This is a genomic window from Occultella gossypii, from assembly GCF_019947135.1.
GTDB classification, from domain to species: domain Bacteria; phylum Actinomycetota; class Actinomycetes; order Actinomycetales; family Beutenbergiaceae; genus Occultella; species Occultella gossypii.
In genome coordinates, this window is the sequence record NZ_JAGSHT010000017.1 from 42,442 (window position 1) to 63,646 (window position 21,205).

Below are 21,205 nucleotides of genomic sequence, written 5' to 3' on the forward strand. Positions count from 1 at the left end.
GGACCGGCCACCAGCACCCGAGGAGTCATGCATGTCCGCAGGCCCGGCCTCACGCCTTGCGCCGCCGAAGGTTCCCACCGGTCAACTGCCGCTGCAGCCACCACCGGAGCTGATCAAGCCGGAGGGCGCCAGCAACACCCTCACCACCGCCCTGCCGATGCTGGGGTCGATGGGGTCCATCGCGGTCCTGACCTTCAGCCAGGGCGGCCCGAGCGGCCGAACCTTCCTCATGGGTGGGATGTTCCTGTTCATGGCGCTCTCCATGGTCGGAATGAACATCTGGCGCCAGAAGTCCCAACACACCGCGGACGTGGTCTCGGCCCGGCGTGAGTACCTGGCCTACCTGTCCGAGATGCGCACCACGGTCCGCGGGGCTGCGAAGCGTCAGCGGCACCACACCCAGTGGCTCATGCCGGACCCGGCGGCGCTGCCGGTGGTGGCCGAGGAGGGCGCCCGGGTCTGGGAGCGGCTGGGCGGCGAGCAGAATCTGCTGCGCACCCGGATCGGACGGTCCACGCAACCCCTGTCCTTGACCCTCGAGCCGCCGCAGACGTCCCCGCTGGCCCAGCTCGACCCGGTCTCCGCGTCCGCCGCGCACCGGTTCCTGGTCACCCACGCGAACCAGCCCTCGCTCCCCCTCGGCGTCGACATCCGCACGGTCGCCCGGGTGGAGCTCGCGGGATCGGCCGAGCCGTCCCAGTCCCTGGCCCGAGCCATGATCAGCCACCTGGCCACATTCGTGGCCCCCGAACTGCTCCAGATCGCCGTGGTGGCCGCACCGGACGCACTGCCGCAGTGGGAATGGGTGAAGTGGCTGCCCCATGCCCACTCCACCCACGAACGGGACGCCGTCGGGCCGGCCCGGATGATCGGCGAGACCTACGCCGACATCGAGGCCCTGCTCCCGAAGGGCATCCACGAGCGCGGCCGGTTCCAGCGCAACGGCGAGTTCGACGGGCCGCACGTGCTGGTCGTGGTCGACGGCGGGCACATCCCCGGCGGCAACCCGCTGGTCAGCCCCGAAGGTGTCATGGGCGTCACCGTCCTGGACCTCCCGGAGACCTGGGAGGAGTTGTCCAGCCGCAACACGATGCGGGTCCAGCTGTACGCCACGATCCGTGCCGGCGCCGAGGCCGGCCTGACCCCGATGCAGGTGCTCCAGCGCGGATTCCCGCCTCAGCGCGGCATGGCCGACCAGATGAGCATCGCGGAGGCGGAGGCCACCGCGCGCCGGCTGGCACCGCTGCTCGTGGAGGGATCCGACGAGGGTGGTGCCCCGAAGGCGACGGTCTCGGCGGAGCTGACCGACCTGCTCGGCCTGCCGGACGTGCGCGACTTCGACCCTGCCGTCGCCTGGGCGCCGCGCCTGCCCCGGGACCGGCTCCGGGTACCGATCGGACTGACCTCGCAGGGCCAGCCGCTCGCGCTGGACATCAAGGAGTCCGCGCAGCAGGGCATGGGCCCGCACGGCCTGCTGATCGGTGCGACCGGGTCCGGCAAGTCCGAGGTGCTTCGCACCCTCGTGCTCGCCATGGCGCTGACGCACTCCTCCGAGGACCTGAACTTCGTGCTGGTCGACTTCAAGGGTGGTGCCACGTTCGCCGGGATGGCGGACATGCCGCACGTCTCGGCGATCATCACGAACCTGGGCGAGGAACTGACCCTGGTGGACCGCATGCAGGACGCCCTCAAGGGCGAGATGGTGCGTCGCCAGGAGCTGCTCCGGGCCAGTGGGAACTTCGCCAACGTGGCCGACTACGAGAAGGCCCGCAAGGGTGGTCGCAGCGACCTCGCGCCGCTGCCCGCGCTGCTCATCGTCGCGGACGAGTTCTCCGAGCTCCTCTCGGCCAAGCCCGAGTTCGCCGACCTGTTCGTCGCGATCGGGCGGCTGGGGCGCTCGCTCCAGATCCACATGCTGTTGTCCACCCAGCGGCTCGAGGAGGGCAAGCTGCGCGGCCTGGAGTCCCACCTGAGCTACCGGGTCGGCCTGAAGACATTCTCCGGTGCGGACTCCCGGGCGGTCATCGGCGTGCCGGATGCGTTCGAGCTCCCGGGCGGCGGTGGTCACGGGTTCCTGAAGTCGGACGCGTCCACGCTCATCCAGTTCCGCGCGGCGTACGTCTCGGCTCCGCCGAAGGCCCGACGGCGATCCGTGGGCGGCCCGTCCGGGTCCGTCGCCGAGGCGAGGATCGAGGCGTTCACGGCCGCCCCGGTGCTCTCCCTCGACAGCGACGACGAACCGGATCTCGCACCGTCGACCAACGAGCCCGAGGAGAAGCGGGTCACCTTCGACATCGCCGTCGACCGGATGAGGGGCAAGGGTCCGGCGGCCCACCAGGTGTGGTTGCCGCCGTTGGAGGTGCCGTTCACCTACGACCAGATGATGCCGGACCTGGCCGCCGACCCGGCGCTCGGCCTGATCTCCGCGGCCTGGCGGGGCGCGAGCGCGCTCACGTTCCCGCTGGGCATCGTCGACCGACCGCTGGAACAGCGCCGCGACACCCTGCGTCTGAGCCTGTCCGGCGCCGGCGGGCACATGGCGATCGTCGGCGGACCGCGGTCCGGCAAGTCGACCGTGGCCCGGTCTGTGGTGACCGGCCTGTCCCTGACGCAGAGCCCGCTCGAGGTGCAGTTCTACGTGATGGACTTCGGCGGCGGCACGTTCTCGCCGATGGCCTCCCTGGCACACGTGGCCGGGGTCGCGACCCGCAGCGAACCCGATGTGGTGCGGCGGATCCTCGCCGAACTCGAGGGCATCGTGAACGCCCGCGAGGTGTACTTCCGCGAGCAGGGCATCGACTCCATCGAGACCTACCGGCAGCGCCGCCTCGAGGGCCGCGCGGACGACGGCTACGGGGACGTGTTCCTGATCGTCGACGGCTGGTCGACCCTGCGCGCCGAGTTCGACGGCATGGAGATGGAGATCCAGGCGCTCGCCGGGCGCGGCCTGACGTTCGGGATGCACCTGATCGCCACGACGAACCGCTGGATCGACTTCCGCACCCAGGTCAAGGACGTCTTCGGCACCAAGCTGGAGCTACGGCTCGGCGACCCGATGGACTCCGACATCGACCGTAAGGTCGCCGCGAACGTGCCCAAGGACCGGCCCGGACGCGGCCTCGTCGTCTCCCGACACCACGTGCTCACGTCCCTGCCCCGGATCGACGGCGACGGCTCGGCGAACACCCTCGGCAGCGGCGTGGAGCACCTGATCGAGACCGTCAACGCGGCCTGGACCGGACCACCGCCCCCGAAGCTGCGTCTGCTGCCGGAGCTGATCACCCTCGAGGAGGTCCGCGACCTGGCGGCTGGCACGCCCGTCGCCGACCAGATCCTGCTCGGCATCAACGAGTCCGCGCTGGGTCCGGTGGGCCTCAACCCCCGCCAGGACGCGCACTTCTACGCGTTCGGTGACTCCGGCTCCGGCAAGTCCGGGCTGCTGCGCGGGATCGCCCGCGAGGTGCAGCGCCTGTACACACCGAAGCAGGCCCAGATCTTCGTGGTCGACTACCGCCGGTCCCTGCTGGCCGAGATCCCCGAGGAGTACCTGGCCGGCTACTTCACGACCGCCGACCAGGCTGCCGGCGAGATCGCGGGCATCGCCGAGTACCTGCGCAGCCGGCTACCCGGACCCGACGTGACCCCGCAGCAGCTGCGGGCTCGGTCCTGGTGGAGCGGCGCCGAGGTGTTCGTGCTGGTCGACGACTACGACCTGGTCGCCACGTCCACCGGGAACCCGATCAGCCCGCTGATCCCGTTGCTCGCCCAGGCGGGCGACGTCGGGTTGCACCTGAACATCACCCGGCGCACCGGCGGGGCCGGCCGGGCCATGTACGAGCCCGTGCTGCAGGCGCTGCGGGACCTGGCCGCGCCGGGCCTGGTGCTGTCCGGCAGCAAGGACGAGGGTGCCCTCGTCGGAACCGCGAAGCCGAGCCCGAGCGAGCCCGGGCGTGGTCAGTTCGTCAGCCGCGAGCACGGCCTGCAGGTTGTGCAGCTGGCCGACTCCCCGTCGACCACCTGAGCGCGCCCCACCGACCCTGATGAGGCCGACCACCTGAGCGCGCCGGGTGATCGACCCCGTACCAGCAGTGCCGAAATCGCACATCGGTGTGTGCTACCTCAGGGTCGGGAGGTGCGAGCTCAGCGCAGCGTCGGGCCAAACGCGGGGCACGAGGGGCGCGGGCGCAGGCACGGGCCGCGTCGGGCCCAGGCAGCCGTCACGTCGGGCCCAGGCACAGAGCCGCGTCGGGCCCAGGCACAGAGCCGCGTCGGGCTCAGGCGAGGCGGTCGACCAGGAGGCCGGCGAACGCCTGGAGCGCGGACCTGGCCTTGGACTCGGGCAGCGGATCGAGCTCGGCGACGGCGTCGGCGGACCAGGTCCGGGCAAGCGCGCGGGCCTCCGTGACCACGTCGTGTGCGCGCAGGCGCGCCAGCACGTCGGCGAGGACCTCGTCGGAGCCGAGGTCGCCGTCGAGATCGGCGAGCAGGCGCCGTCCCTCCGGGTCGAGCGTGCCCGCCGCGGCACGCGCCCGGAGCAGCAGCACCGGCATTGTGGGCACCCCCTCGCGCAGGTCCGTGCCTGGGGCCTTACCGGTGGTCTCGGCATCGGAGGCGAGGTCGATGACGTCGTCCGCGAGCTGGAAGGCGACCCCGACCTTCTCGGCGTAGGCGACGGTGGCCGCGCGGACGTCGTCGCCCGCCCCGGCGAAGAGGGTCCCGTAGTGCGCGGCGGCGGCGATCAGCGATCCGGTCTTGTCCGCGAGCACGCTGATGTAGTGGGCCACCGGGTCCTCGTCCGGTGCGGGGCCGAGGGTCTCGTGCAGCTGACCGAGGACCAGCCGTTCGAAGGCGTCCGCCTGGATCCGCACGGCCACCGGTCCGAGCTCGGAGACCAGCTGGGAGGCTCGCGCGAACAGTAGGTCCCCGGTGAGGATGGCGACCGAGTTGCCCCACACCTCGTGGGCGCTCGGGGCGCCGCGGCGCAGCGGGGCGGAATCCATCACGTCGTCGTGGTAGAGCGTGGCCAGATGCGTCAGCTCGGTGGCGACGGCGGCCTGCCGGACCGCGTCGTCCACGCCGGACCCGAACTGCGAGGTGAGCAGCACCAGGACCGGCCGCAGCCGCTTGCCACCGGCTGCGAGCAGGTGGTTCGCGGGTGCGGAGACCAAGGCGTCCGCGGTGCGGGCGGCCGCCACCAGGCGTCGCTCGATCTCGTCGAGCTCGCTTGCGATCTGGGTCTCCAGCTCGGGGTCACCGAGCGGGAGCATCGAAGAGGTCACAGCATGAACTTAGTGGCATTCGCCGCAAGGTCGAGAATCGGGCCGGGCACCACACCCAGCACAACGGTGCCGATCGCGCACACCACGACGGCCACGGCGGTCAGGCCCTCGGTGCGGACCACGGTGGTGCCGGGGTCGGCGTCGGTGCCGGTGGGCTCGGTGAAGAACATGAGCACGATGACCCGCACGTAGAAGAACGCCGCGGCCGCGCTGGCGAGCACGGCGACCACCACGAGCGGCCAGGCGCCACCCTCGATGGCCGCGCCGAAGACCGCGAACTTCCCGATGAAGCCACCCGTCAGCGGGATACCGGCGAACGAGATGAGGAACAGCGTGAAACTCACCGCCAGCACCGGGTGGCGCCGGCCCAGACCGGCCCACTGGGACAGGTGCAGAGCCTCGCCCGTGACGTTGCCGTCGGCGTCCCGCTCCCGCACCAGCGTGAGCAGGCCGAACGCACCGACCGTGGCCAGGCCGTAGGCGAGCAGGTAGAACAGGACCGAGGAGATCCCGCTCGGCACCAGCGCGATGACGCCGAGAAGCACGAACCCGGCGTGTGCCACCGAGGAGTACGCGAGCATCCGCTTCATGTCCGTCTGCACCACCGCGAGCACGGTGCCGACGACCATGGTGATGATCGCGACGATCCAGAGCACCACGGTCAGGTCCCATTGCAGCCCTGGGGCGACCACGTAGAAGAACCGCAGCAGCGCGGCGAATGCGGCGATCTTCGTGCAGGCGGCCATGAAGCCGGTGACCGGGGTGGGGGCGCCCTGGTAGACGTCCGGCACCCAGGAGTGGAACGGCACGGCGCCCACCTTGAACAGCAGCCCGACGATCACCAGCAGCACGCCGGCGAGCAGCATGCCGTCCATGCCGGAGGTGGCCGGAACCGCGGTGGCGACCGCGTCGAACCGCACCGAACCGGAGTACCCGTACAGCAGCGCCAGACCCATCAGGAAGAACGCCGAGGAGAACGCGCCGAGCAGGAAGTACTTCAGCGACGCCTCCTGCGAGAGGAGCCGACGGCGGCGGGCCAGTCCGGCGAGCAGGTACAGCGGGAGGGAGAGCACCTCGAGCGCGATGAACAGGGTGAGCAGGTCCGCGGCGGCCGGGAACACGAGCATGCCGCCGATGGCGAACATGGTCAGCGGGAAGACCTCGGTCTGTACCAGGCCGGCCCTGCGGGCCTCCGCCTCGTAGGCCGAGCCGGGGATCGCGGCCCCCGATGGCGCGAACGCGTCCTCACCGGAGGACCGGTCCGCGATCACGAGCAGACCCACGAACGCGCACACGAGCAGGATCGCCTGGGCGAGCAGCGCCGGAGCGTCCTCCCGGAGTGCGCCGGCGACCAACGCCGTCGGGCCGTCCGCCTGGACGACCACCCAGCGCCACGCCACGGCCACCAGGGCGCCACCCACACCCACCACGGCGAGCACGACCTGGGTGGCGCGCCGGACCCGGGCCGGGACGAACGCCTCGACGAGCACCCCGATCACGGCGATGCCGAGCACGATCAGGACCGGGCTCAGGGCGGCCCAGTCGATCTCGGGCGGGACGAACTGGTTCATGAGGCGCTCCCAAGGATCGCGGCGAACTGGTCAGCGACTCCGGAGAGGAGTTCCAGCACGGGGGCCGGGTAGAGACCGAGGAAGAGGACGGCGAGGGCGAGTGGGACCACGGCCCACTTCTCCCGCCCGGTCAGGTCCTTCAGACCTGCGCGCTCCGGTACGTCGAGGGCCGCACCGGCCAGCTCGACCGGTGCCCCCGCCTCGGGCACCGGGCCGGTGAACACCCGCTGGTAGGCAAGGAGGATGTACAGGGCGGAGAGCACCACGCCGATCACGGCGAACGCGCCGTACGCCCAGTGCGCCTCGAAGCTGCCGAGGAGCACGAGGTACTCCGGCACGAAGCCGCTCAGGCCCGGCAGTGCGAGCGAGGCGAGGCCGGCGAAGAGCCAGGTGCCCGCGAGCACGCGGGTGACGCGCTGCATCCCCGAGTAGGTGCGCATGTCCTGGCTGCCACCGCGCTGGGTGAGGAACCCGGAGATCAGGAACAGGGCGGCGATGGTGACCCCGTGGGCGACCATGTACAGCATCGCGCCGACCAGTGCGGTCTGCGTGCCGACGAACACGCCCATCACGATGAACCCGAAGTGGGACACCGAGGAGAACGCGATCATCCGCATCAGGTCGTTCTGGCCGATGGCCACGAGGCCGCCGTAGATGATCGAGATGATCGCCAGCACGATGATCACCGGCGCGGCCGCGGCGGCCGCCCCCGGGAACAGCGGCAGGCAGATCACGATCATTCCGAACGTACCGACCTTGTCCAGCACCCCGACGAGCAGGGTGGACGTCCCGGGCGTGGCCTGTGCGGCGGCATCCGGCAGCCAGGTGTGCACCGGGAACATCGGCGCCTTCACCGCGAACGCGATGAAGAAGGACAGGAACAGCCACATCTGCAGCGTGGGGTTGTCTGCGGCGATGTCGGTGAGGTTCGCCAGCAGGTAGGTGCCGGGGCCGCCGTCGGTCTGGAAGTAGACGGCGATGACGCCGGCCAGCATGACGAGCCCGCCCGCGAGGGAGTAGAGCAGGAACTTCAGCGCCGCGGCGCGGCGGTTCGGCCCGCCGTAGACCCCGATGAGGAAGTACACCGGGATCAGCATGGCTTCGAAGATCACGTAGAACAGGAACAGGTCCCGGGCGGCGAAGACCGCGATCATGAGCGACTCGAGCACGAGGATCAGCGCGACGAAGCCGGCCTGCCGGTAGGCGAGCGCGTTGTCGGCACGGTCCGAGGCGATGCCGCTGGGCAGCTTGACCTCGTTCCAGCCGGCAATCAGCACCACCGGCACCAGGAGCGCGGCGAGGGCGACCAGGGTCAGCCCCATCCCGTCGACCCCGACGGCGTAGCTCGCGCCGAGCGGCGCGATCCAGTCGTGGGTCTGCGTGAACTGGACGGTTGCGGCATCGGAGGCGTCGAACGCGCTAGCCATCAGGGCCACACCGATAAGGACCAGGACGCTCGTGACGAGCCCGATCGGGCGGGCGGCCCGGCGCAGCGGCTTGACCAACCAGATCAGCGCGGCCACGACGGTCGGCGCCACGATCAGGATGGTCAGCCAGGGCAGGTCCGCGAATTGAGTAGGCATCAGTTTCTCTCCGACTCAGACTCGCGAGGCGAGGACGACGACAAGGGCACCGATGACACCGATCAGCATCACCGCGGCGTAACTACGGACGAAGCCGTTCTGCAGCCGACGCAGTCTTTCTCCCCAGCCAAGGGTTCCGGACCCGAGTCCGTTGACCGCGCCGTCGACGACGGCGGTGTCGGTGTAGACCAGGGTGCGGGTCAGGTGCTGGCCGGGGCGCATGAACACGCCCTCGTTGACCGCGTCCTGGTAGAGGTCCACGCGGGCGGCGCGGGTGAGCACCGTCCCGGCCGGGGGCGTCACCGGGACCGCGGAGGCCGCGTACTGGCGCCAGGCGAGGAAGGCCCCGATGAGGACCAGGACGATCGTGCTCGCCATGATCACGGGCACCGGCAGCACCGGCTCGTGGTGCTCGACGTGACCGGTCACCGGCTCGAGCCAGGACACGAACGTGTCCCCGATGGAGAGCACGCCACCGAGGGCGATGGCTCCGACGGCGAGCACGATCATCGGCACGGTCATCAGCGCCGGCGACTCGTGCGGGTGCCGCTCCGGGCCGGGCGCCTCGTTCGAGCCGTCGTTCCAGCGGGCCTTGCCGTGGAACGTCATGAAGAACAGGCGGGACATGTAGAACGCGGTGATCCCGGCGCCGACGAGGGCGACCGTGCCGAACACCCAGGGCTGCCAGCCCTCGCCCACGAACGCGGACTCGATGATCTTGTCCTTGCTCCAGAACCCGGAGAACGGCGGGATCCCGATGATGGCGAGCCAGCCCGCCATGAACGTGATCCAGGTGACCTTCATGTACTTGCTGAGGTTCCCGAAGCCACGCATGTTCACCTCGTCGCCCATGCCGTGCATCACCGAGCCGGCCCCGAGGAACATGCCGGCCTTGAAGAAGCCGTGCGTGATGAGGTGGAAGATCGCGAACGCGTAGCCGATCGGGCCCAGGCCCGCGGCGAGCATCATGTACCCGATCTGGGACATCGTGGAGGCCGCGAGGACCTTCTTGATGTCGTCCTTCGCGCAACCGACGATCGCACCGAACAACAGCGTGACCGCACCGATGATGGCCGCGACGAGCTGCGCCGTCGGGGTGTGCTCGAAGATCGGACCGGAGCGGACGATCAGGTAGACACCGGCGGTGACCATGGTGGCGGCGTGGATGAGCGCGGAGACCGGGGTCGGGCCCGCCATCGCGTCGCCGAGCCAGGCCTGCAGTGGGAACTGCGCGGACTTACCGCAGGCGGCGAGGACCAGCATCAGGCCGATCAGCGTCATCGCACCCTGGCCGGCGCCGCTCGCGGCACCGAAGACGGTCTCGAAGTCGACGGCGCCGAAGGTGGCGAACATCGCCATCATCGCGACCAGCATCCCCATGTCACCGACCCGGTTCATGACGAACGCCTTCTTCGCCGCGACCGCGTACTCCGTGTTCTGGTTCCAGAACCCGATGAGCAGGTAGGACGCGAGGCCCACGCCCTCCCAGCCGAGGAAGAGCAGCGCGTAGGAGTCCGCGAGGACCAGCACCAGCATCGCCGCGATGAACAGGTTCAGGTAGGCGAAGAAGCGGCGGCGGTCGGCGTCGTGGGACATGTAGGCGACCGCGTAGATGTGGATCAGGGTGCCCACGAACGTGATCAGGAGGGCGAACGTCACCGAGAGCGGGTCCACGAGCAGACCCGCCGAGACGGTCAGGTCCCCGGCCGTGATCCAGTCGAAGAGGTGCACATTGGCGACCCGGTCATCGGCGGCCAGTCCGAGCAGCTGCACCAGGATGACGATCGCGAGGACGGCGGCGGCCGCCGAGGCGAGCACCCCCAGCCAGTGCCCCCAGGAGTCGGAGGCGCGGCCGAGCAGGAGCAGGACTGCTGAGCTCACCAGCGGGATGGCAATGAGCAGCCATGCCAGGTTCAAGGTGTCCACGTGGGCCCCTCAGCTCTTCAGCAGGTTGGCGTCATCGATCGACGCAGACCCGCGGGTTCGGAAGATGGACACGATGATGGCGAGCCCGATGACCACCTCGGCGGCCGCGACCACCATGACGAAGAAGGCGATCACCTGGCCGTGCAGGTCGCCGTGCAGCCGCCCGAAGGTGACCAGGGTGAGGTTCGCGGCGTTCAGCATGAGCTCGACGCCCATGAACGCGACGATCGCGTTGCGACGCGTCAGCACCGCGATCGACCCGATCGAGAACAGGATCCCCGAGAGCACCAGGTAGTTGACCAGGCTCATTCCTCGTTCTCCTTCGTGGTCTCGGTCGCGGGTGCGATCTCGGGCACCATCGGCTCACCGGTGGCGATCCGGGCGACCCGGTCGGAGTCCAGGTCGGCCGCCTCGGCCTCCTGCCCGCGGACCCGCAGCACGGTGACGACCGAGCTGTCGATCGGGATCCCGGCGGCGTCGAGGGCGGGCATGTCGGCGCTGTTGTGGCGGGCGTACACACCGGGGCCGGCCGGCGGGGTGACACCCTCGGCCGAACCACCCTTGCCGTAGGCCGCCAACTTCGCCTCGGCGAGTTCCTTCTGGCCGATCTTCGGGCTGAGCCGGCGGCGGTGGCTGAGCACCAGGGCGCCGACGGCGGCGGTGATCAGCAGTGCCGCGGTGAGCTCGAACGCGAAGATGTAGTCACCGAAGATGAGTCGGGCGACGCCCACAGGGTTCGTGTCCGCGTTGGCCTCCGCCAGCCCGACGGCGGGCGGCAGAGTGGCCCGGGTGACCACAGCGATGACGAGGACCAACAGGCCCAGCATTCCGACCACCGCGATCCAGCGCTGCCCCTTGATCGTCTCGACCAGGGACTCGGAGGAGTCGACACCGGCAAGCATGATCACGAACAGGAACAGCATCATGACGGCGCCGGTGTAGACGACGATCTGGGCGACGCCGAGGAACGGCGCCTCCAACATGATGTACATGATCGCGAGGCCGATCATCACCCCGGCCATGCTCACCGCGATGTGCACGGGACGCTTGGCGAACAGCAGGCTCAGCGCACCCGCCACCATCAGCGGTGCCAGCACCCAGAACAGGACCGCCTCACCGGTCGAGATCTCCAAGGGGCTCATTTCCCGTCTCCCGTGGCACCTCGCGCCGCTGCGGCTGCGGCCGACTCGAGGCTCTCGTCGTCGGGGCGACGGTCGGAGACCCAGGCCACCTGCTCGGTGGTGGGTCCGGTCACGTCACCTCGGTAGTAGTCGGCGTCGCTCAGACCGGCGACCATCGGGTGCGGGGCAGCGAGCATCCCCGACCGGATCGGGGCCAGGAGGGTGTCCTTGTCGAAGATCATCCCCTCCCGCGTGGTGCCCGCGAGCTCGAAGTCGTTCGTCATCGTCAGCGCCCGGGTGGGGCAGGCCTCGATGCAGAGCCCGCAGAAGATACAACGCAGGTAGTTGATCTGGTACACCTTGCCGTACCGCTCCCCCGGCGAGTACTGCGCCTCCGGGGTGTTGTTGCCGGCCTCGACGTAGATGGCGTCCGCGGGGCAGGCCCACGCGCACAGCTCACAGCCGATGCACCTCTCCAGCCCGTCCGGGTGCCGGTTGAGCTGGTGACGGCCGTGGTAGCGCGGCGCGGTCGGCTTCTTCTCGAACGGGTACTGCTCGGTCACGACCGGGCGGAACAGCGTGGACATCGTCACGCCGAAGCCCGCCACCGGGGCGAAGAACTGCGCGAGGCCACTCTTGGAGACATCGGAATCCACGTCGAACTTCTCGACGCGGGGCCGGGCGGCCTTCGCCGGCGCCTTGCCGGTACTGGTCCCAGCTGTCCGCGCGGGCGTGCGGCCGGCGGCGGGTCGCTTCGGCTGGGCCGGCCGACCCTGTCCACGGCCCTTGCCCGGCGCGGGCTTCTTGCCCTTGCCCTGCTCAGCCATCGGTCTTCTCCTCGTCGGTGGTCTCGTCCTCGGCGGGCGCGGCCGGGGTGGTCACCCGGGCGCGCCGCTTGGACGGTGGCAGCTTCTGACCCGGCAGCGGCGGCACCGGGAAGCCGCCGGCGAACGCGTCGAACGGCTCGTCGGTCGTGGTGTCGGTGCCGGCCGTGCCCGTGGCCGCCTTGCCTTCCACGGCGGGCTTGGCCTCCCGGTCCGGGATCAGGTACATGACGATCGTGACGATGATGAGTATCCCGGCTATGCCGAACAGCACGGTGCGCAGGGACAGCCCGCCGACGTCGATCGCAGTGGGGTCGAAGGAGGTGAAGTGACGCACGCCCTGGAAGGCGGCGACCAGGCCGAGCCAGACCAGCGCGACCGGGATCAGCACCTTCCAGCCGAACGCCATGAACTGGTCGTAACGGAAGCGCAGCAGCGTGGCGCGCACCCAGACGAACAGGAACATGAACAGCCAGATCTTCAGGATGAACCAGAGGAAGCCCCACCAGCCCTGGTCGACGCCCTCGCCGAACAGCGTCACGAGCGGCCAAGGTGCCCGCCAACCACCCAGGAAGACGGTGGTCGCGACGGCGGCCACGTTCAGCATGTTGATGTACTCGGCCAGGTAGAACCAGGCGAACTTCATCGAGGAGTACTCGGTCTGGTAGCCGGCGACGAGCTCGCCCTCGGCCTCCGGGAGGTCGAACGGCAGCCGGTTCACCTCACCGAACGCGGAGATCAGATAGACCACGAACGCCGGCAGCAGCGCGAACGCCCACCACAGGTTCTCCTGGGAGTTCACGATCTCGGAGGTGGACATCGAGCCGGCCACCAGCAGCACGCTGACCAGGGCCAGGCTCATCCCGAGCTCGTAGGAGATGATCTGAGCCGTGGAACGCACCGCGCCGAGCAGCGGATAGGTCGAGCCCGAGGACCAGCCACCGAGCACGATGCCGTACACGCCGAGCCCGGTGATCCCGAGGATGTAGAGGATCGAGACGGGCAGGTCGGTCAGCTGCAGCGGGGTGACGAAGTCCGTGAACGGGATCGTCACCTCCGGGCCGAACGGGATGACCGCATAGATCATGAACGCGCAGAACACCGAGATGACCGGGGCGATCACGTAGATCACCTTGTCCGCGGCCTTGACGGTGATGTCCTCCTTGAGGATCAGCTTCAAGGCGTCCGGGATGGACTGCACCAGCCCGAACGGGCCGCGCACGTTCGGGCCGAGGCGCTGCTGGAACCGGGCGATGATGCGGCGCTCGAACCACAGCGCGAACAGCACCGACAGCAGCAGGAACAGCAGGATCGCGACGGCCTTGAGCACCGACACCCAGATCGTGTCGTTGCTGAAGTCCGCGGCCCCGGTGCTCCGGGCCAGGATGGGAGCGAGGTTGGTGTTCATCGGGCGACCTCCGCGTCGACGGCGGCCAGGCGCACCGCGGCACCGGCCGTGACCCCGAGCGTCCGGTACACGGACGAACCCGGGGAGTGCTGCGGCAACCAGACCACGTCGTCGCCCATCGGCGTCGGCAGGACCGGCAGGACGATGTCACCCTCTGCTCCGCTGACCCGCACCCGACCGCCCTCGGCGATGCCGAGCGCGGTGGCCGTGGCCGGCGAGAGCAGCGCGACGGGACGGTACGCGGTCCCGGCGAGGTGGGGCTCGCCGTCCTGGCCGCGACCCGAGTCGAGCATCAGGCGCCAGGTCGCAAGCCGCGCCTGGCCGGCCTCGAGCGCTGGAGCGGGCGCCGCGGGGACCGACGGGGCGGCGGTGCGCGGGCCCTCCCAGCCGTCGAACTCGGCGAGCTCGCGGTGGATCTCCTCGAGGGTGCGGGTGCCCAGGTCGACCTCGAGGGCGTCGGCGAGCATGCCGAGCACCCGTGAGTCGGTGAGCGCGCTGGTGGTGAACACCTGGCCGAACGGGCGCGGACGGCCCTCCCAGTTCAGGAAGGTGCCCGACTTGTGCGCGGACGGCGCGATCGGCAGCACCACATCGGCGTGCTGGGTCACCGCGGACCGGCGCACCTCCAACTGGACCACGAAGCCGGCCGCGGCGAGCGCCACCTCGGCGTCCGCCGGCGAGGGCAGGTCCGCGAGGTCGATGCCACCCACGAGGAGGGCGTCGATCTCTCCGCTCGTGGTGGCGTCCAGGATCCCGGTCAGGTCACGGCCCGGTGCGGCGGGCAGCGTGCCCACACCCCAGACTCCGGCGACGTCGACGCGGGCCTCAGCCTCCGCCGTCGGGCGTCCGCCGGGCAGCAGGCCCGGGAGGAGACCGACCTCGACGGCGCCGCGGTCGCCGGCGCGGCGCGGCACCCAGGCGAACCGGGCGCCGGTCGCGGTGAGCAGCCGGTCCAACGCGGACAGGGCCCCGGGCACACCCGCGAGCCGTTCACCCGCAAGCACCACGGTGCCGGGCTCGGCCAGCGCAGCCTTGAGTTCAGAGAGGTCACCGGAGGACGTACCGGCAGCGTCGGTCAGGCCGGCGAGGGCGTCCAGGACGGCGGGCTCGTCACCCGGTGCGGTGCGGACGACCTCGGCGCGCAGCTTGGTGGAGCCGCGGGTCGCGAGCGGCGCGATCGTGGTGACCCGCACGCGGCCGGCCAGCATGCCCTTGCGCAGCCGCAGGAAGATCGTGCCGGCCTCCTCCTCGGGCTCGAGCCCGACGAGCAGCACCCGGGGCGCGCGCTCGAGGTCGCCGAAGATCACGTCCATGCCGGCGCCGGCGACGCGGCTGGCAAGGAAGTCCGCCTCCTCCGCCGAGTGCACCCGGGCCCGGAAGTCGACGTCGTTGGTGCCCAGCGCCACGCGGGTGAACTTGGACCAGGCGTAGGCGTCCTCGAGGGTCAGGCGACCACCGGGGAGCGCTGCCGCACCGGCGCCGTCCAGCGCCTTGCGGAGCCCTTCGGCGGCCAGGGCGATGGCCTCCGACCAGCTGGTGGGCACGAGCTCACCGGTCTCCTCATCGCGCACGAGGGGCGCGGTGAGCACGTCCGGGGATGTCTGCCAGGCAAACGCGAACCGGTCCTTGTCGGTGATCCACTCCTCGTTGACAGCGGGGTCGTCGCCGGCGAGCCGGCGCATCACCACACCGCGACGGTGGTCGACGCGGATCGCGGAGCCGCAGGCGTCGTGCTCGGCGATCGAGGGCGTCGAGACCAGGTCGAACGGCCGGGACCGGAACCGGTACGCGGCCGAGGTGAGGGCTCCGACCGGGCAGATCTGCACGGTGTTGCCGGAGAAGTACGAGGCGAACGGGCGGCCGGAGGTGTCCTCAAGGGCTGCGCCGATGCTCCCGGCAACGCTGGAGAGCACGCCGGCCTGGCCGTAGGGGCCGACGACGTCGTCGGTGCGTTGGGTCTCGTTCGGGGCCTGCTCGCCGCTGGGCGTGTACTCCAGGATGGCCTCGTCGAACCGGCCGATCTGCTGGGCCGGCAGTCCGTGGCCGTGGCCGCCGGGCTCGCCGCCGCCGCGACCCTGCAGGTCGATGAACGGGTCGCCGGCGATCTCGTCCGAGAACCGGGTGCACCGCTGGCACAGGATGCAGCGGTCACGATCCAGCAGGATCTGCGTGGAGATCTTGATCGGCTTCGGGAACGTGCGCTTGATGTCGACGAACCGGGACGTCGCGGCCCCGTTGCTCATGGCCTGGTTCTGCAGTGGGCACTCACCGCCCTTGTCACAGACCGGGCAGTCGAGCGGGTGGTTGACGAGCAGGAACTCGATCTGGCCCCGCTGGGCCTTCTCCGCCACCGGCGAGGTGTGCTGGGTGTTCACGACCATGCCGGGCGTCGCCTCGATGGTGCAGGAGGCCTGCGGCTTCGGCATCGCCCGCAGGTTGCCCTCGCGGTCGGGGGTGGCGACGTCCACCAGGCACTGGCGGCAGGCACCGGCCGGCTTGAGCAGCGGGTGGTCGCAGAACCGCGGGATCTGGATCCCCACGGTCTCGGCTGCGCGGATCACCAAGGTGCCCTTGGGCACGCTGACATCGAGGCCGTCGATGGTCAGGGTGATCTCCTCGACCGGTGCCACGGCCGAGGACGATTCGTTGGTGGTGGCGGTCATGCAGTCGCTCCGGAGAAGGCCGCGTTGGCCTCGTAGGGGAAGAGTTCCCAGGCGGGCGTGTGGACGCCCTGCTCGAACTCCTCGCGGAAGTACTTGATGGCGCTCTTGATCGGAGTTGCGGCGGCGTCCCCGAGGGCGCAGAAGGACCGGCCCTCGATATTGCCGGCCACGTCCAGCAGCAGGTCGACGTCGGACTCGGTGCCCTTGCCCGCCTCCAGGCGGTGCAGGATCTGCTTCAGCCAGAACGTGCCCTCGCGGCAGGGGGTGCACTTCCCGCAGGACTCATGCTGGTAGAAGTCCGTCCAGCGGGACACGCACCGGACCACCGAGGTGGTCTCGTCGAAGACCTGGATGGCCCGGGTCGCGAGCATCGAGCCGGCGGCGCCCACGGACTCGTAGTCCATGACGACGTCCATGTGCTCCGCGGTCAGAATCGGGGTGGACGAGCCACCCGGCGTCCAGAACTTCAGGGAGTGTCCGTCCCGGACTCCGCCGGCCATGTCGAGCAGCTCGCGGAACGTGATGCCGAGCGGGGCCTCGTACTGACCCGGCCGGGTGACGTGCCCGGAGAGCGAGAACAGGCCGTGGCCCTTCGACTTCTCGGTGCCCATCGAGGTGAACCAGTCCACGCCGTTGCGCACGATGGTGGGCACGCTCGCGATGGACTCGACGTTGTTCACCACGGTGGGCCGGGCGTACAGGCCGGCGACGGCGGGGAACGGCGGCTTCAGCCGGGGCTGGCCGCGGCGGCCCTCGAGGGAGTCCAGGAGGGCGGTCTCCTCCCCGCAGATGTAGGCGCCGGCGCCGGCGTGCACGGTGACCTCGAGGTCGTAGCCGGTGCCGAGGATGTTCGTGCCGAGCAGGCCTGCCTCGCGTGCCTCACGAACGGCAGCGAGCAGGCGACGGTAGACGTGCACGACCTCGCCACGCAGGTAGATGAACGCGTGGTTGGAGCCGATCGCGAAGGATGTGATCGCCACTCCCTCGATGAGGGAGTGCGGGTTCGCCAGCATCAGCGGGATGTCCTTGCAGGTGCCCGGCTCGGACTCGTCGGCGTTGACCACGAGGTAGCGGGGGCCGCCGTCCGGCGGCGGCAGGAAGCTCCACTTGAGCCCGGTGGGGAACCCGGCCCCGCCACGGCCGCGCAGACCGGAGTCCTTCACGGCGTTGACGAGGTCGGTCGGGTCGGTCTGGATGGCCGTGCGCCAGGCGTCGTAGCCCTGGTGCTCGGTGTACGTCGCCAGCGTCCAGGACCGGGGTGCGTCCCAGATGTCGCTCAGGATCGGCGCCAGGGTGGTCATTCGCTCGAGCCCTTCTCTTCGGACTTGGTCACCGGTTCCGCGGATTCGTCCGCGGGGGTGGTCTCCTCGCGTTCGGCGCTGGAGCCGGTGTCGCCGACCTGTTCGGTGCCGGCCGCCTGCGCGTCGGGCCCTGCCGCGTCCTCGGGCTCGGCCGTCTCGCCGGACGCCGCCGCCGGGGCGGTCCAGCCCTTGGCGCGGGACATCTCCAGGCCGACCAGGGTGGCCGGGCCGGCGCCCACGCCTTCGTCCGCACGACCGTCCTCGAACCCGGCGAGCACCCGGGAGACCTCCCGGAACGTCGCGACGGTGTCCGCGCCGCGGGTCGGCGTCACGGGTCGCCCCTCGAGGAGGGCATCCACCACGTCCACCGCGGAGGTGGGGGTCTGGTTGTCGAAGAACTCCCAGTTGATGACCATCACGGGCGCGTAGTCGCACGCGGCGTTGCACTCGACCCGCTCGAGGGTGATCCGGCCGTCCTCGGTGGTCTCGTCGTGGCCGATGCCCAGCCGCTCTGAGAGCCGGTCGAAGATCGCGTCTCCGCCCATCACTGCGCACAGCGTGTTGGTGCACACCCCCACGGTGTACTCACCGTTCGGGCGCCGCTTGTACTGGCTGTAGAAGGTGGCGACGGCGGAGACCGAGGCGCGGCTGAGGTCCAGCACGTCCGCGCAGAACGCGATCCCGGCCGGGCTCACGTAGCCGTCCTCGGACTGCACCAGGTGCAGCAGCGGCAGCAGGGCCGAGCGGGCCTCGGGGTAGCGGGCCAGGATCTGGTCCGCGTCGGCGGTGAGTCGGGCCCGGACGTCGGGCGCGTAACCACGGTTGTCGGTGACCATCAGCGGTCCACCCCTCCCAGGACCGGGTCGATCGAGGCGACCGAGATCACCACGTCGGCGATGGTGCCGCCTTCACAGAGGATCGACAGCGACTGCAGGTTGTTGAACGACGGGTCCCGGAAGTGCACCCGGTAGGGCCGGGTGCCACCGTCGGAGACCAGGTGCACGCCGAGGGGCCCCTTGGGGTGCTCGATCTGCTGGTAGACCTGGCCCGCCGGGACCCGGAAGCCCTCGGTGACCAGCTTGAAGTGGTGGATCAGGGCCTCCATCGAGGTGCCCATGATCTGGCGGATGTGCTCCAGGGAGTTGCCCTGTCCGTCGCTACCCACGGACAGCTGCGCCGGCCACGCGATCTTCTTGTCCGCGACCATGACCGGCTGCTTGCCCTTGCGGTCCTGGGCCTCGAGACGGTCCAGCACCTGCTGGACGATCTTCAGCGACTCGCGCATCTCCTTGAACCGGACCACGACGCGGGCGTAGGCGTCCGCGCCGGTGTCCGTGATGATGTCGAAGTCGTAGTTCTCGTAGCCGCAGTACGGCTGCGCACGGCGCAGGTCGAACGGCACGCCGGCTGAACGCAGCATCGGCCCCGCGGTGCCGAGTGCCATCGCGCCGGCGAGCGGCAGGATGCCGACGCCCTTCTGGCGGCCGATGAAGATCGGGTTGGCGAGGGTGAGCTTCTCGAGCTCGCCGATGCCGTCCCGGATCTTCGGGATCGCGTCCCGGATCATCTGGGTGGTGCCGGGCGCGAGGTCCTGGGCCACCCCGCCGGGGCGGATGTAGGCGTGGTTCATCCGCAGGCCGGTGATCGCCTCGAAGATCCGCAGGATCTCCTCACGCTCACGGAACGCGATGGTCATCATCGTGGTGGCGCCGAGCTCGTTGCCGCCCGTCCCGATCGCCACGATGTGCGAGCTGATCCGGTTCAGTTCCATCATCAGGACGCGGATCAGCGTGGCCCGCTCGGGCAGGTCGTCGGTGATACCGAGGAGCTTCTCGACGGCGAGGCAGTAGGCCGCCTCCTGGAACAGCGGGGCGACGTAGTCCATGCGGGTGCAGAACGTCACGCCCTGGGTCCAGGTGCGGAACTCCATGTTCTTCTCGATGCCGGTGTGCAGGAACCCGATACCCGCCCGTGCCTCGGTGACCGTCTCGCCCTCGATCTCCAGGACGATCCGGAGCACGCCGTGCGTGGACGGGTGCTGCGGACCCATGTTGATGACGATCCGCTCGTCACCGAGGCGCTCGGCCTCGGCGCTGATCTCGTCCCAGTCACCGCCGGCGGCGGTGAACTCGTGGACGCCCTCGGTGCCGGCCGGGCCGGCGCCGCGCGTTGCTTGCGGGAAGGTGGCAGCCATCAGTTGTAGGCCCTCCGCTCATCGGGCGCGGGTACTGTCGCGCCCTTGTATTCCACCGGGATGCCACCCAGCGGGTAGTCCTTGCGCTGCGGGTGGCCGGGCCAGTCGTCCGGCATCTCGATCCGGGACAGGCTCGGGTGGCCGTCGAAGACGATGCCGAAGAAGTCCCAGGTCTCGCGCTCGTGCCAGTTGTTGGCGGGGTAGATGTCCACCACGCTCGGAATGTGCGGGTCCGCGTCCGGGACGGCGACCTCTAGCCGGATGGTCCGGTTGTGGGTCACCGAGAACAGCGGGTAGACGGCGTGCAGCTCCCGTCCGGAATCCGCGGGGTAGTGCACCCCGCTGACGCCCAGGCAGAGCTCGAACCGCAGGTCCTGGTCGTCGCGCAGCGACCGCGAGACGATCGGTAGGTGTTCGCGCGCGACGTACAGGGTCATCTCATCGCGGAAGATGACGACCTTCTCGACGGCGTCGTCGTAGTTCACGCCCGCCTCGCCGAGGACCTCGGCGAGGATGTCCGCGACCTCGTCGAAGTAGCCGCCGTAGGGCCGTTCCGAGGGCCCCGGCAGGGCAATCGTGCGCTCGAGCCCACCGAACCCCGACGTGTCGCCGGACCCCTCGACACCGAACATGCCCTTGCGGACGTCGATGATGTCCAGCGGCTTGGCGCCCCCCGGCCGCTGGACGAGCTGCTGGGAGCCCGCCTCCTGTGCCTCGGTCGCCGGGTCGATGACGGGCTCGGAGCCCGGTCCGGTGGTTCCGCTCATGCGAGCAGCCCCTTCATCTCGTGCGTCGGGACGGCGTCCAGGGCCGCGGCCTCGACGGCGCGGTTGATCTCGGCCCGGTGCTCACCGAGCGGCCCACCCTTGATGACCTGCTTGTGCAGCTCGAGGATGGCGTTGATCAGCATCTCGGGCCGGGGCGGGCAACCGGGCAGGTACACGTCGACGGGCAGGACGTGGTCCACGCCCTGGACGATCGCGTAGTTGTTGAACATGCCGCCCGAGGAGGCGCACACACCCATCGAGATGACCCACTTCGGGTCGGCCATCTGGTCGTAGACCGTCCGCAGCACCGGGGCCATCTTGTGGCTGACCCGGCCGGACACGATCATCAGGTCCGCCTGTCGCGGGGAGGCGCGGAACACCTCCATGCCGAACCGGGCGAGGTCGAACCGGGGTGTGCCGGCGGCCATCATCTCGATGGCGCAGCAGGCCAGGCCCATCGTGACCGGCCACATCGAGGAGGACCGGACCCAACCGACCAGATCCTCGACCTTGCCCAGCACGAACCCCGAGGGAAGCTTCTCTTCAAGTCCCATGATCTACGTCCTCT

Annotated in this window: 15 protein-coding genes; 1 reads left to right on the plus strand and 14 read right to left on the minus strand. The window is 70.1% G+C overall.

Features of this window, described 5'->3' with window-relative positions; genetic code table 11:
* The first annotated feature begins 31 nt into the window (after window positions 1–31).
* Window positions 32–4,021 carry a type VII secretion protein EccCa gene (gene eccCa, locus KCQ71_RS17865; protein ID WP_223408407.1) on the plus strand — a complete coding sequence of 1,330 codons (3,990 nt, stop codon included), beginning with the start codon at window positions 32–34 and terminating at the stop codon, window positions 4,019–4,021.
* A gap of 253 nt (window positions 4,022–4,274) precedes the next feature.
* On the opposite strand, the gene KCQ71_RS17870 is transcribed toward eccCa, so the two are convergent.
* Genes KCQ71_RS17870 through KCQ71_RS17935 form a run of 14 tightly spaced genes read right to left on the minus strand, consistent with a single transcriptional unit; the run spans window position 4,275 to window position 21,191 of the window.
* The gene (locus tag KCQ71_RS17870) at window positions 4,275–5,267 is read right to left on the minus strand and encodes a polyprenyl synthetase family protein (protein WP_223408774.1); all 993 of its coding nucleotides are present in this window, start codon (window positions 5,265–5,267) and stop codon (window positions 4,275–4,277) included.
* A gap of 8 nt (window positions 5,268–5,275) precedes the next feature.
* Entirely contained in the window at window positions 5,276–6,850 is a 1,575-nt protein-coding gene (nuoN, locus tag KCQ71_RS17875) for an NADH-quinone oxidoreductase subunit NuoN (protein ID WP_223408409.1), read from the minus strand.
* Window positions 6,847–8,433, minus strand: a complete 1,587-nt coding sequence (locus tag KCQ71_RS17880) for an NADH-quinone oxidoreductase subunit M (RefSeq protein WP_223408411.1) — start codon at window positions 8,431–8,433, stop codon at window positions 6,847–6,849. Before KCQ71_RS17880 ends, nuoN begins: the two co-directional genes overlap by 4 nt.
* 15 nt (window positions 8,434–8,448) lie before the next feature.
* Window positions 8,449–10,359 (minus strand): NADH-quinone oxidoreductase subunit L, encoded by a 1,911-nt coding sequence (gene nuoL, locus KCQ71_RS17885; protein WP_223408413.1) that lies wholly within the window; start codon window positions 10,357–10,359, stop codon window positions 8,449–8,451.
* Window positions 10,360–10,368: 9 nt separating this feature from the next.
* Window positions 10,369–10,668, minus strand: a complete 300-nt coding sequence (nuoK, locus tag KCQ71_RS17890) for an NADH-quinone oxidoreductase subunit NuoK (protein WP_156741505.1) — start codon at window positions 10,666–10,668, stop codon at window positions 10,369–10,371.
* Window positions 10,665–11,501, minus strand: a complete 837-nt coding sequence (locus tag KCQ71_RS17895; protein ID WP_223408415.1) for an NADH-quinone oxidoreductase subunit J — start codon at window positions 11,499–11,501, stop codon at window positions 10,665–10,667. Before KCQ71_RS17895 ends, nuoK begins: the two co-directional genes overlap by 4 nt.
* Window positions 11,498–12,307 carry an NADH-quinone oxidoreductase subunit NuoI gene (nuoI, locus tag KCQ71_RS17900; RefSeq protein WP_223408417.1) on the minus strand — a complete coding sequence of 270 codons (810 nt, stop codon included), beginning with the start codon at window positions 12,305–12,307 and terminating at the stop codon, window positions 11,498–11,500. Before nuoI ends, KCQ71_RS17895 begins: the two co-directional genes overlap by 4 nt.
* Window positions 12,300–13,712 (minus strand): NADH-quinone oxidoreductase subunit NuoH, encoded by a 1,413-nt coding sequence (gene nuoH, locus KCQ71_RS17905; RefSeq protein WP_223408419.1) that lies wholly within the window; start codon window positions 13,710–13,712, stop codon window positions 12,300–12,302. Before nuoH ends, nuoI begins: the two co-directional genes overlap by 8 nt.
* Window positions 13,709–16,375 carry an NADH-quinone oxidoreductase subunit G gene (locus KCQ71_RS17910; protein WP_223408421.1) on the minus strand — a complete coding sequence of 889 codons (2,667 nt, stop codon included), beginning with the start codon at window positions 16,373–16,375 and terminating at the stop codon, window positions 13,709–13,711. The genes nuoH and KCQ71_RS17910 overlap by 4 nt, the downstream gene beginning before the upstream one ends.
* On the minus strand, window positions 16,372–17,676 hold the full coding sequence (nuoF, locus tag KCQ71_RS17915; protein ID WP_223408423.1) for an NADH-quinone oxidoreductase subunit NuoF: 1,305 nt from the start codon (window positions 17,674–17,676) through the stop codon (window positions 16,372–16,374). Before nuoF ends, KCQ71_RS17910 begins: the two co-directional genes overlap by 4 nt.
* Window positions 17,673–18,512, minus strand: a complete 840-nt coding sequence (nuoE, locus tag KCQ71_RS17920; protein WP_223408425.1) for an NADH-quinone oxidoreductase subunit NuoE — start codon at window positions 18,510–18,512, stop codon at window positions 17,673–17,675. Before nuoE ends, nuoF begins: the two co-directional genes overlap by 4 nt.
* Window positions 18,512–19,870: an NADH-quinone oxidoreductase subunit D gene (locus tag KCQ71_RS17925; RefSeq protein WP_223408427.1), complete on the minus strand. Its 1,359-nt coding sequence runs from the start codon at window positions 19,868–19,870 to the stop codon at window positions 18,512–18,514. The genes nuoE and KCQ71_RS17925 overlap by 1 nt, the downstream gene beginning before the upstream one ends.
* Window positions 19,870–20,637, minus strand: coding sequence for an NADH-quinone oxidoreductase subunit C (locus KCQ71_RS17930; RefSeq protein WP_223408428.1), 768 nt, complete (start codon window positions 20,635–20,637; stop codon window positions 19,870–19,872). Before KCQ71_RS17930 ends, KCQ71_RS17925 begins: the two co-directional genes overlap by 1 nt.
* Window positions 20,634–21,191, minus strand: a complete 558-nt coding sequence (locus KCQ71_RS17935; protein ID WP_223408430.1) for a NuoB/complex I 20 kDa subunit family protein — start codon at window positions 21,189–21,191, stop codon at window positions 20,634–20,636. The genes KCQ71_RS17930 and KCQ71_RS17935 overlap by 4 nt, the downstream gene beginning before the upstream one ends.
* Window positions 21,192–21,205: the final 14 nt, after the last annotated feature.

Bases quoted from the DNA above. Each gene is read 5' to 3' on its own strand.
- eccCa (WP_223408407.1), top strand. From the start codon at position 32: ATGTCCGCAGGCCCGGCCTCACGCCTTGCGCCGCCGAAGGTTCCCACC.
- KCQ71_RS17870 (WP_223408774.1), bottom strand. From the start codon at position 5,267: ATGCTCCCGCTCGGTGACCCCGAGCTGGAGACCCAGATCGCAAGCGAG.
- nuoN (WP_223408409.1), bottom strand. From the start codon at position 6,850: ATGAACCAGTTCGTCCCGCCCGAGATCGACTGGGCCGCCCTGAGCCCG.
- KCQ71_RS17880 (WP_223408411.1), bottom strand. From the start codon at position 8,433: ATGCCTACTCAATTCGCGGACCTGCCCTGGCTGACCATCCTGATCGTG.
- nuoK (WP_156741505.1), bottom strand. From the start codon at position 10,668: ATGAGCCTGGTCAACTACCTGGTGCTCTCGGGGATCCTGTTCTCGATC.
- KCQ71_RS17895 (WP_223408415.1), bottom strand. From the start codon at position 11,501: ATGAGCCCCTTGGAGATCTCGACCGGTGAGGCGGTCCTGTTCTGGGTG.
- nuoI (WP_223408417.1), bottom strand. From the start codon at position 12,307: ATGGCTGAGCAGGGCAAGGGCAAGAAGCCCGCGCCGGGCAAGGGCCGT.
- nuoH (WP_223408419.1), bottom strand. From the start codon at position 13,712: ATGAACACCAACCTCGCTCCCATCCTGGCCCGGAGCACCGGGGCCGCG.
- KCQ71_RS17910 (WP_223408421.1), bottom strand. From the start codon at position 16,375: ATGACCGCCACCACCAACGAATCGTCCTCGGCCGTGGCACCGGTCGAG.
- nuoF (WP_223408423.1), bottom strand. From the start codon at position 17,676: ATGACCACCCTGGCGCCGATCCTGAGCGACATCTGGGACGCACCCCGG.
- nuoE (WP_223408425.1), bottom strand. From the start codon at position 18,512: ATGGTCACCGACAACCGTGGTTACGCGCCCGACGTCCGGGCCCGACTC.
- KCQ71_RS17925 (WP_223408427.1), bottom strand. From the start codon at position 19,870: ATGGCTGCCACCTTCCCGCAAGCAACGCGCGGCGCCGGCCCGGCCGGC.
- KCQ71_RS17930 (WP_223408428.1), bottom strand. From the start codon at position 20,637: ATGAGCGGAACCACCGGACCGGGCTCCGAGCCCGTCATCGACCCGGCG.
- KCQ71_RS17935 (WP_223408430.1), bottom strand. From the start codon at position 21,191: ATGGGACTTGAAGAGAAGCTTCCCTCGGGGTTCGTGCTGGGCAAGGTC.